7 protein-coding genes are annotated in these 10436 nt (G+C 38.0%); 2 read left to right on the top strand and 5 right to left on the bottom strand.

All coding sequences use genetic code 11. The features are described from left to right. Positions 1–2734, bottom strand: a 2734-nt coding sequence (gene nifJ / locus QVO66_RS06160) for a pyruvate:ferredoxin (flavodoxin) oxidoreductase (protein WP_288172678.1), incomplete at its 3' end; no start/stop codon positions are given. Between the two features lie 69 nt (positions 2735–2803). After that, entirely contained in the window at positions 2804–3991 is a 1188-nt protein-coding gene (locus QVO66_RS06155) for an ATP-binding protein (RefSeq protein ID WP_021854560.1), read from the bottom strand. A gap of 118 nt (positions 3992–4109) precedes the next feature. Between QVO66_RS06155 and QVO66_RS06150 the strand changes: the two genes are divergently transcribed. Then, entirely contained in the window at positions 4110–5204 is a 1095-nt protein-coding gene (locus QVO66_RS06150; RefSeq protein WP_021854559.1) for a hypothetical protein, read from the top strand. Between the two features lie 43 nt (positions 5205–5247). After that, positions 5248–6891: a glycoside hydrolase family 43 protein gene (locus tag QVO66_RS06145; RefSeq protein WP_021854558.1), complete on the top strand. Its 1644-nt coding sequence runs from the start codon at positions 5248–5250 to the stop codon at positions 6889–6891. Positions 6892–6979: 88 nt separating this feature from the next. Here QVO66_RS06145 and QVO66_RS06140 read toward each other — a convergent pair whose 3' ends face one another. From QVO66_RS06140 to QVO66_RS13645, 3 genes are all read right to left on the bottom strand, one after another. Then, the gene (locus QVO66_RS06140) at positions 6980–7927 is read right to left on the bottom strand and encodes a glycosyltransferase family 2 protein (RefSeq protein ID WP_021854557.1); all 948 of its coding nucleotides are present in this window, start codon (positions 7925–7927) and stop codon (positions 6980–6982) included. Positions 7928–7948: 21 nt separating this feature from the next. After that, positions 7949–9688 carry an ArnT family glycosyltransferase gene (locus QVO66_RS06135; RefSeq protein WP_021854556.1) on the bottom strand — a complete coding sequence of 580 codons (1740 nt, stop codon included), beginning with the start codon at positions 9686–9688 and terminating at the stop codon, positions 7949–7951. A 204-nt stretch (positions 9689–9892) separates the two neighbouring features. After that, positions 9893–10375, bottom strand: a complete 483-nt coding sequence (locus tag QVO66_RS13645; protein ID WP_369678043.1) for a phosphatase PAP2 family protein — start codon at positions 10373–10375, stop codon at positions 9893–9895. Positions 10376–10436 lie beyond the last annotated feature (61 nt).

The raw sequence follows: 10436 nt of genomic DNA, 5'->3' as shown, positions 1-10436 counted from the left end.
CAGCAGGAGTATCCTCTTTGGAAATAGCTTCGTTCAGAAGAACTGTTACACGTTCTTTCATCTTCTTGTTACCAAGTACCATACCCATACCGAACTCGCAGAAGTCCTCGAACAGCGAGTTGTCGAATGCAGGACCCTGTCCCTTTTCATTCTTGCAATAAGGAGTAGAAGGTATAGATGCAGAGTAGATAGAAGAACAACCTGTTGCGTTAGCAATCATTTCACGGTCACCGAAGAGCTGAGAAATCAGTTTAACGTAAGGTGTCTCACCGCAACCAGAGCAAGCTCCAGAGAACTCAAACAGAGGTTTAGCAAACTGAGAGTTCTTAACGTTTGACTTGATGTCTACAAGATCCTGTTTGCTTGAAACTTTGTTAACCAGATAATCCCAACGAGCAGCCTCAACATCATTTCCTGCGAATGGAACCATTGTAAGAGCCTTACCCTTCTTCGGATTTCCAGGACAAACATCTGCACAGTTACCACATCCAAGACAATCCATAACACTTGCCTTTATAACGAAGTGCATACCCTTCATTGCTGCAGGAGCCTTCATCTCGAGAGTTGTGTCGTCAAAGCCCTTAAGCTCTTCGTCTGTCAGAACAAACGGACGGATTGCAGCGTGAGGACAAACATATGCACACTTGTTACACTGGATACAGTTTTCAGAATTCCATACAGGAACAAAGGCTTCAACACCGCGCTTTTCATAAGCTGATGTGCCATTCTGCCATGTACCGTCAACAGTGTCATGGTTGATGAAGTCTGAAACTTTCAGCAAGTCTCCAGCCTGAGCGTTGATAGGACGAACAAGTTCTTTTACGAATGCAGGAGCGTTGTCTTCTACTATAGCATCGTCTTCAAGATTTGCCCATGCTGCATCAACTATAAGCTGTTTGTATTCGCCACCGCGATCAACTGCAGCATAGTTCTTGTCAACAACATCCTGTCCCTTCTTTCCGTAAGACTTAACGATGAATTTCTTCATCTGCTCAACGGCCAAGTCAACAGGAATAACACCTGTTATACGGAAGAATGCACTCTGAAGAATAGTGTTTGTACGGTTGCCCAAGCCAATTTCTTGTGCAATCTTAGTTGCATTAATATAGTAAACTGTAATATTGTTCTGAGCGAAATAGCGTTTAACCTTATTAGGTATGAAGTTTACAAGCTCTTCGCCATCGAATATTGTGTTCAGCAAGAATGTACCGTTCTTCTGCAAACCACGTGTAACATCGTACATATGTAAGTAAGCCTGAACGTGGCATGCTACGAAGTTAGGTGTATTTACGAGATATGTGCTACGGATTGGTGAATCACCGAAACGCAGGTGTGAACATGTGAAACCTCCTGATTTCTTTGAGTCATAAGAGAAGTATGCCTGACAGTGTTTGTTGGTATTATCACCAATAATCTTAACTGAGTTCTTGTTTGCACCAACAGTACCGTCTGCACCTAAACCAAAGAATTTAGCCTCGAACATTCCTTCGCCGCCAAGAGCCATTTCTTCAACCTGAGGAAGTGATGTGAATGTAACATCATCAACAATACCTACTGTAAAATGATTCTTAGGTTCGTTAAGTTTCAGATTGTTGAATACTGATATGATTGTAGCAGGAGTTGTATCGTTAGAACCTAGTCCATAACGTCCGCCAACGATGAGAGGTCTGTCTTCAACATCATAGTAAGCGCTCTTAACATCAAGATACAGAGGTTCGCCTTCAGCTCCTGGTTCTTTTGTTCTGTCAAGAACTGCAATACGTTTAACTGTCTTAGGTACAGAAGCGAGCAGGTGTTTAACAGAGAATGGACGATAGAGATGAACAGAAATCATACCAACTTTCTCGCCATTTGCATTGAGGTGGTCGATTGCTTCGCGTGCTGCCTCTGTTGCAGAACCCATAAGGATTATGATTCTGTCAGCATCGTCTGCACCATAATATGAGAAGAGGTGGTATTCACGACCTGTAATCTTGCTGATTTCACCGAGGTAATGCTCAACAACTTCAGGTACTTTGTCATAATAGCTGTTGCAAGATTCACGGTGTGTGAAGAATGTTTCAGGATTCTCTGCTGTACCACGTGTTACAGGACGCTCAGGTGTAAGCGCACGGTCGCGGAAACGTTTAACGTCTTCCATGTCAAGCAGCGGAGCGATATCTTCCTGCTCAAGAAGTTCTATCTTGTGATACTCGTGAGATGTGCGGAAACCATCGAAGAAGTTAAGGAATGGTACGCATGTTTTAAGTGATGCCAGGTGAGCTACGGCTGTAAGGTCCATAACTTCCTGTACAGATCCCTCGCAGAACATTGCGAAACCTGTCTGGCGACAAGCCATAACGTCTTGATGATCACCAAAGATACACAATGAATTTGATGCCAATGAACGTGCAGATACGTCAAAAACGCATGGCAGAAGTTCTCCGGCAATTTTGTACATGTTAGGAATCATGAGCAGCAAGCCCTGAGACGCTGTGAATGTTGTAGTGAGGGCGCCTGCCTGAAGTGAACCATGAACGGCTCCGGCAGCTCCACCTTCAGACTGCATTTCCTGTACAGAAACAGTCTGTCCGAAAAGGTTTTTACGGCCTTTTGCAGCCCATTCGTCAACGTGTTCTGCCATCGGTGAAGATGGTGTGATAGGATAAATTGCTGCAACTTCGCTAAACATATAGCTTATGTGAGCAGCAGCTTCGTTACCATCACAAGTGATAAACTTTTTTTCTTTAGCCATTTTTAATAAAATATTAAATGTTAGTGTATCTATATACCTTCTTAATTATATAATAAAATATTTCTTCTTTTAATATAGAAATCCCAATAGCCATAATGGTATCTGATTTCCTTTGCCGATTTCTGTGTTGTAGCGGGCATAAATAGTGTCTGGATTCATTCTGATTTTTGCATTTCCTGTAGCGTCACAGATTCTGAACTCCTTATTTTCGTCTACTGTGTAACAGTTATCTTTATTGCTCTGATTTATCTTGTGATCTTTCCACATAGAGTTAACAAAGAATGTTTCCATAACATCTTGTTCCTCTACTCTAATAGGATATATTGCGTAAATAAGGTTCGGGTTATGCATCATTATCTTTCCTGGCTTTTTGGGAAATTCCTGACCGACAGGATATATTATGTTAATCAGCCGTGCTTCCGCAAGGTACTTTATGTAGTTCATAACCGTGGCTCTGCTTGTCTCTATATCAATTGCCAGTTGACTTATGTTTGGTGCCTTGGGACCGTCAACTGCAAGCTGATAAAATAGTTTTTTTATCTTTGTGAGATATTTGAGCTCAATCTGCTTAATCAGTAGTATATCAACTTCTGTCATCATATTCATTGTCTTGAGCAAATTCTCGGAGAAATTTCTGTGCTCAAGAAAAAATGGATAGAATCCATGGTGAAGATACTCCTTTAAATATTTTCCAGGTGAAACTTCAGGTAAGATGTGGCGAGTTATATGTTCATGGTCGCGTAATACTTCATCTAAGGTATACGGCCTAAAGTTTGTTCCTGCAACAAGATTTATATATTCTCTTAAAGAAAAGCCCCTAAGGTTGTAGCTTTTTACAATACCATTAAGTTCTGGATTTTCTTCTTTTAGGTGCATAACGCTGCTACCTGTAAATATAATTTTTAGTTGTGGATACTTTTCGTAGCAGAGACGTAGCTCTTTACTCCAATTTGGTTCTTTGAAGATTTGGTCAATTAGCAGTACGTTTCCACCATTTTTGTAAAACTCACCGGCAAAGTCTGCAATGCCTCTTCCCTGAAAATAGAAGTTATTCATGTTGACATAAAGACATTTACGGTCATTAGGTGCGAAGTTTTCTTTTGCATATTGTAAAAGAAAAGTAGTTTTGCCAACACCTCTTGTACCTTTTATGCCAATCATCCTCTCGTCCCAGTTTATCTCGTCCATCAGCATGCGGCGAACGGGGGCGTTTGTGTGTTCTACCAAATAAGTATGGGTACGAAAGAAAGCTTCCATTCTTTTTTAATTTGTTTTCTTTTGCAAAGATAATATTTTATTCTATAATTGCAAACCATACATTGCAAAAACTCATTTTTTTTTATTATTTTTGCACCAAAATCAATAATTGTTTTTTGTGAAGTTACATATTTTTAATCCAGAGCATGACATTGCTTTAGCATATGGGACAGAAAGCATAACCCTGCCGCACGCAATTCAGGAGTTCAAAATGAACTTGGGATATATTCCTGCACTATGGGCAAATGATGGTGATTGCGTTCTTGTTGATGATGTTCCTTATGCACTTAAAGCTTTAGCAAAGACCCACAGGTGTCATGCAGATGTCGTTTTTGTTACTATTGATGATTTGAAAGCCGCGGATTTTTCATCTATAGACCCATGGGGATGGGACTTAAGCCTACGTTCAATGCTTTCTAAGTCAGGGATAATAATTAACGGAAAAGATTTGTGTGATGTCGTTGATGATCGCATTCTGACTGATGTAAAACATTTTTCAAATCGCAGTCATACATCCGCTTTATTGAAATTGATTAGAGCTGGTATAGAGGATATGACGTGTGGTGAAAGTTTTTATGTTACTCATCTTGAAGATATTTTTAACTTGGTTGAAAAATATGGACAAGTCGTTGTTAAAGCGCCGTGGAGTAGTAGTGGACGTGGCGTTAAATATCTTTCGGAAAAGGAAGTCTGCCCTTCTAAATTAGGATGGATTAAAAACATTATAAATCGTCAAGGAGGACTTTGTGTTGAGCCGTATTATAATAAGGTGAAAGATTTTGCCATGGAGTTTTATTCTCATGGTGATGGGCATATTAGTTATTGTGGCTTATCTTTGTTTAATACAGATGGTGTGTCATATACGGGTAATGTCATAGCATCGGAATCATATAAAATGGAATTACTCTCAAAATATGTGTCGGAGGAAATGCTGACACGTATCAGAGAAAATATTATAAAAGTTTTTTCATCATATCTTTCAGGTTCATATCAAGGTCCGTTTGGTGTTGACATGATGATTGTTTCTGGTGGTGCCAACGGCTTTTTGTTGAATCCTTGTATTGAGATTAATTTGCGTCGTACAATGGGGCATGTGGCAAATTCAGTAAGAAAAACTAATGACACATCTGTAGAATTTATGCATATTGTGCACGATGTAAATTATTTATTGCGTTTTGATTCAATAGGAAAAAGTTTTGTGAAAGTCATATAGGATATCGTTTAATTATTAATATAAAATTAATTTACTTGAACACATGAAAAAAACATTCTTTTTGTCATTGCTTTTTGTTCCATTAGCTTCATATGGACAATACCGTTCTGAGGTTTGGTGTCCTGATAATGGCGACGGCACTTATACAAACCCTGTTATCAATGCGGATTATAGCGATCCTGATGTATGCGTCGTAGGTGAAGATTATTATCTTACTGCAAGTTCTTTCAACTGTACTCCAGGTTTGCCAATACTTCACTCAAAGGATTTGGTTAATTGGGAAATAATAGGACATGCTTTGAAGGATATTGAGCCGGCAAGCGTTTACAATATGCCTTCTCACGGTAATGGCGTATGGGCTCCTAGTATCAGGTATCATAATGGAGAATTTTATATTTACTGGGGTGATCCTGATTATGGCGTGTTCATGGTAAAAACAAAGAATCCTGCCGGAGAGTGGGAGAAGCCAGTTTGCGTTATTCCGGGACCTGGCAATATTGACAGTACACCACTATGGGATGAGGACGGGCGATGCTATCTTGTAAGTGCTTATGCAAATAGTAGATCACGTTTCGCATCTGTAATAGTAGTGCGTGAATTATCTGCTGATGGAACAAAGGCTATCGGTGATCCTGTTATTGTTTTTGATGGTAATGGAACGGAGAACCGAACTTGTGAAGGTCCAAAGTTTTATAAGAGGGATGGATGGTATTGGATTATGTGCCCAGCAGGTGGAGTACCTACAGGATTCCAGCTTGCTATGAGATCTAAGAATCCATTTGGTCCTTATGAGTGCAAAAAAGTATTAGCCCAAGGAAAGAGTGATGTCAATGGCCCTCATCAAGGAGCGTGGGTTCATACCGCATTTGGTGAAGATTGGTTTTTGCATTTTCAAGATAAGGGCTGTTATGGACGTGTAGTGCATTTGCAGCCGGTTGAATGGAGAGATAATTGGCCTGTTATGGGAATAGATAAAGATGGTGATTATTGCGGTGATCCTGTTAAAACTTACCGTAAGCCAAAAACATCTAAAGCTTGGCCTATTCAAAATCCTGTTGAAAGCGATGAGTTTAATCAGCCTCTCTTGGGTAAACAATGGCAGTGGCATGCAAATTATAATCAGTTCTTTGGTATGCCTACTTCATTTGGTACTTTTAGAGTCTATAATCATAAGTTAAGCGAGAACTTCGTGAACTTATGGGAAGTGCCGAATTTGCTGCTTCAGAAAACTCCCGCTGATAAATTTACAGCAACAGCTAAAGTACGTGTAACTGCTAAAGATCAGAACCAGTTTGGAGGTCTGATTATGATGGGACTCGACTATTCTGCTATTGTTGTAAAAAGAGTTGGGGATGAATTTGAACTTCAGCAGATTACTTGCTTAAAAGCTGATAAAGGAAAGCCGGAAAAAGTTAATATCATTGCCAAGCTTAAGCCTACTGAAGTTGATAAGATTGATTATCAACCAGCCATTCACGAAGATATTTATCTCCGTATGATGGTTAATGAGGGCATCTGTAATTTTGCATATAGCTTAGACGGAAAAAAATATAAGAAAGTAGGCGAAAGTTTCAAGATGCGTGAAGGCAAATGGATTGGAGCTAAAATTGGTTTTGTAGCAGCAGAACCTGCTGGTAAGGCTAATAGAGGATGGTTAGAGGCTGATTGGTTCCATGTTACAAAATAATAATCTTGTTACTATAAGATTTACCATATAAAGACTCCCCGGATTTAAACATTTAAATCCGGGGAGTCTTTATATGATAGCTATGCTTTTATTTATTCGAAATGCCTGCGGTCTTTTCTATAAAATATAATGGTCTTCTTTTTGTCTCAATGTAGATTTTTCCAACATATTCACCAATGACCCCGCATGCGATAAGTATACACCCGCCAATGAACCATACAGATATAAGAAGAGATGTCCAACCTTGAATTGCATCTCTGTCGAAATATGATATCAGTGCATATATAATTACGGCTATAGAAATCAATATGAATACAACACCAAGGTAAGTAATATAGTGTAAAGGTTTTATTGAGAAGGATGTTATTCCGTCTAGGGCAAAGCTGATCATTTTCTTTAATGGATATTTAGATACACCAGCCATTCTTTCTTTTCTGTCATAATAAACTGTATCTGACGGATATCCTAATGAAGCGACCATTCCACGTAAAAACAGATTACGCTCGGGATAATCCATTAATGATTTAAGGGCCCTACGGCTCATCAGTCTGAAGTCTGCATGGTTATAGATTATCCTACCGCCTAACTTATTCATGAGCTTGTAAAATAAAAGTGCTGTATTGCGTTTGAAAAACGTGTCCGTCTTGCGTTCACGTCTTACTCCGTAAACGATGTCTTTACCATCATTAAAACATTTGACCATGTCATATATTGCATTGACGTCATCTTGCAGGTCTGCATCAATTGATATTGCTGCATCCGCATTTTCAGAAGCCCATTCAAGTCCTGCAGTAAGGGCGAATTGGTGTCCTGAATTTCGAGATAGTTTTAAGCCGCATACTTTGTTGCTTTCTGAGGCATATTTTTCTATCAGTTTCCATGTGTTGTCTTTGCTTCCATCATCAATATACAAGATCCTGCCGGTGCTGATGCTTCTGTCATGCACCATTTTATCTATTACTGCAGTTAATTGTTTAGTGGTTTCCGGCAGCATTTCCTCTTCATTATAGCATGGTACAACTATTAAAAGGTTCATTGTTCAGGTTTATTTTTATTGTTATATTGATTTGTAATTCTGTTTATTTGTTTCGTTGTTGTAGAATTTATAAAAGTGCAACCATTTTTTATCATCACAGCTGCGATGTTTAAAATCACGAATTTCTTCTACTCTATAATTGGGGTATGTTTTTTTGAAAGTTTCAATGTCATCATTTCCTGCAATAAGGTAACCATATGAAGGGTTGAAACAGTCAAACGGCACAACACGGTCGCCAAGATAAAAGTTTATTGTGAACGGGTGCATACGGTCTCCAACAACAATGTCTGTTCTATATGAATATATTCTGCCACTTGGTACAATCTTTTTTATTTGCATGGCAACATTGTAGTCTGACTTAGAACTAAGTATTACAGGTTGATAGAATCCGTCTAGAGAAATGAAGATTCCCCAAACAATTCCTAATGTGGATAACACTAATTTGTAAGGGCTCTGATTCTTAATACGCCAAAATATAATAGAAGCTATGATAGGGATTGCCAATATTATTATAGACATAAAATTCAATTCTGTAGTGGCCAAGTCTCTCATCATATTTATGTTTTCTACTGCATGTTTGCCTGAAAAAATGCTTTCAGGTATAATGTTGATTCTTACAGCAAAAAAACAAATCACTAGCAGAATTGATATTCCTGCCATGATATTTCCAAAAACCTTTAAGACAATTTTATGTTTATGGGATAAGTATATTATATATTCTGCTAAGAAAAAGGCAATGAACGGATATATCGGTAAAAGGTAAACGCTACGTTTGCTTTTCGGAATGCAATAGAATACGAAAATAATAACTATGCTCAATAGTGAAAATAAATGTGCTGAATCCATTGTTTTAATTCGATTGCGAAGTTTTTTCCACCATTGGTTTATTCCAAAATCAAACGACTTATATTTAATAGCAAAAAGCGATATAATTACAAGAAGAGTGTAGGGGACATATCCGGCAATTACTGTTATTAAATTATAATATGCAGGTTTCTCGTGTGAAGAATATGACATCTTGCCAAGAAAACGTAGGACATTTTCTTCATAAACTAATTCTAAAAATTTGTCTCCGCCTTGCCTATATGCAGCAATGTACCATAAAGATGGAAGTATACATGCAGATAGACCAATCAATATGAAAGTAAAAATAAGTTTTGCGGGCTTTGTTCCACGTATAAGTAGATATACAAACTCCACAAGGCATGGTAATAATATGCCAATAGGCCCTTTGGTCAGGAAGGCACCACTCATTGCTAATACACCCCATAGCGGAAAACCTTTCATTCCTTTTTCGCCCCATTTGTGCAGCTGATATAGGGCGATAACTATAAGCGAACTCAGCAGCATGTCAACACGGCATGATGTTCCTGCTCTATGTACTTCAAAGCAGGTGAGTGTAATTATGCCGGCAATGAAAGCTGTTGTTGCATCTTTGCGCTTGGCAAAGAATACATATCCAGCAGCAATCATTGCTATTAATGATAGGGCTGAAGGCATACGTGCGGTGAACGTAGTAACTTCTCCGTAAATATATGATAATAACGCTATAAACCAGTGTAGCAATGGCGGTTTATATGCAATGTCTATTCCGTTGTTTATTGGTAATATCCAGTTGCCGTATTTTAGCATAGACAATGATACTATAGCCTCACGCGGTTCGCCACGAGTATTAAATAATGATAAACCGATGAATGAGATAAGTGATATCACGCATATCACCATTAGAATTAATAATAATTTTTTTTCCTGTTTATTCATATTTCTGATTTTATGAGCAATACATTAAAATATGCCTCACATATTATCGTGTGAAGCATAATTGCAAGCCCTAACATAATATTGAATTGCAAAATTAAAAATAAAACTTATTTAAAGCGATATTTATTCCTAATTTTTTCTATGCAATATAAAATACCTTTGTCGGCAGTGCTAAAATAATATATAATGTTTATTTCAGCGTTTTTATCTTAATTGGGCTTTATATGAACGAAGATGTTTCCATGTGATGTATCTAATGATAATGCTGTTTATAGCGAAAGCTGTTGTATATCCTATCGCAGCGCCTAGAATACCACCACATATTACATCGCCCAAATAATGCACCCCTAAATATATTCTAGAATAGCAAACGATAAAAGCCCATGTAAACAGATAAATTGTAATTCTTTTGTTTTTAATTATGTAAGATAAAAATGCGGCGGCTCCTAATGTATTGGCTGCATGGCTGGATACAAATCCATATTGACCTCCTTTGTAACCATATACGTAATGTAAAAATTCGCATACGCCAATGGTGTGTGATGGTCTTAAACGGCATACATATGGCTTTATAACAGAAGCTGATATCTGATCACATAATGTTATGACGAGTGTTAATCCCAGAACAATAACAAGATATCTTCTTAGTTTTGTTTTTTTTCTTAGAAAATATAAAGTGATTGCTATTAAAACACAGATTGAACATGTTATTCCTTAATTCCGCAACTAAGTGCATAGTTTGTTGTTA

It is taken from the genome of Prevotella sp. CAG:255, assembly GCF_000431195.1.
GTDB lineage: Bacteria > Bacteroidota > Bacteroidia > Bacteroidales > Bacteroidaceae > Prevotella > Prevotella rara.
Note: the sequence above shows the minus strand (reverse complement) of the source record. Positions and strands in the feature narration are given on the sequence as shown.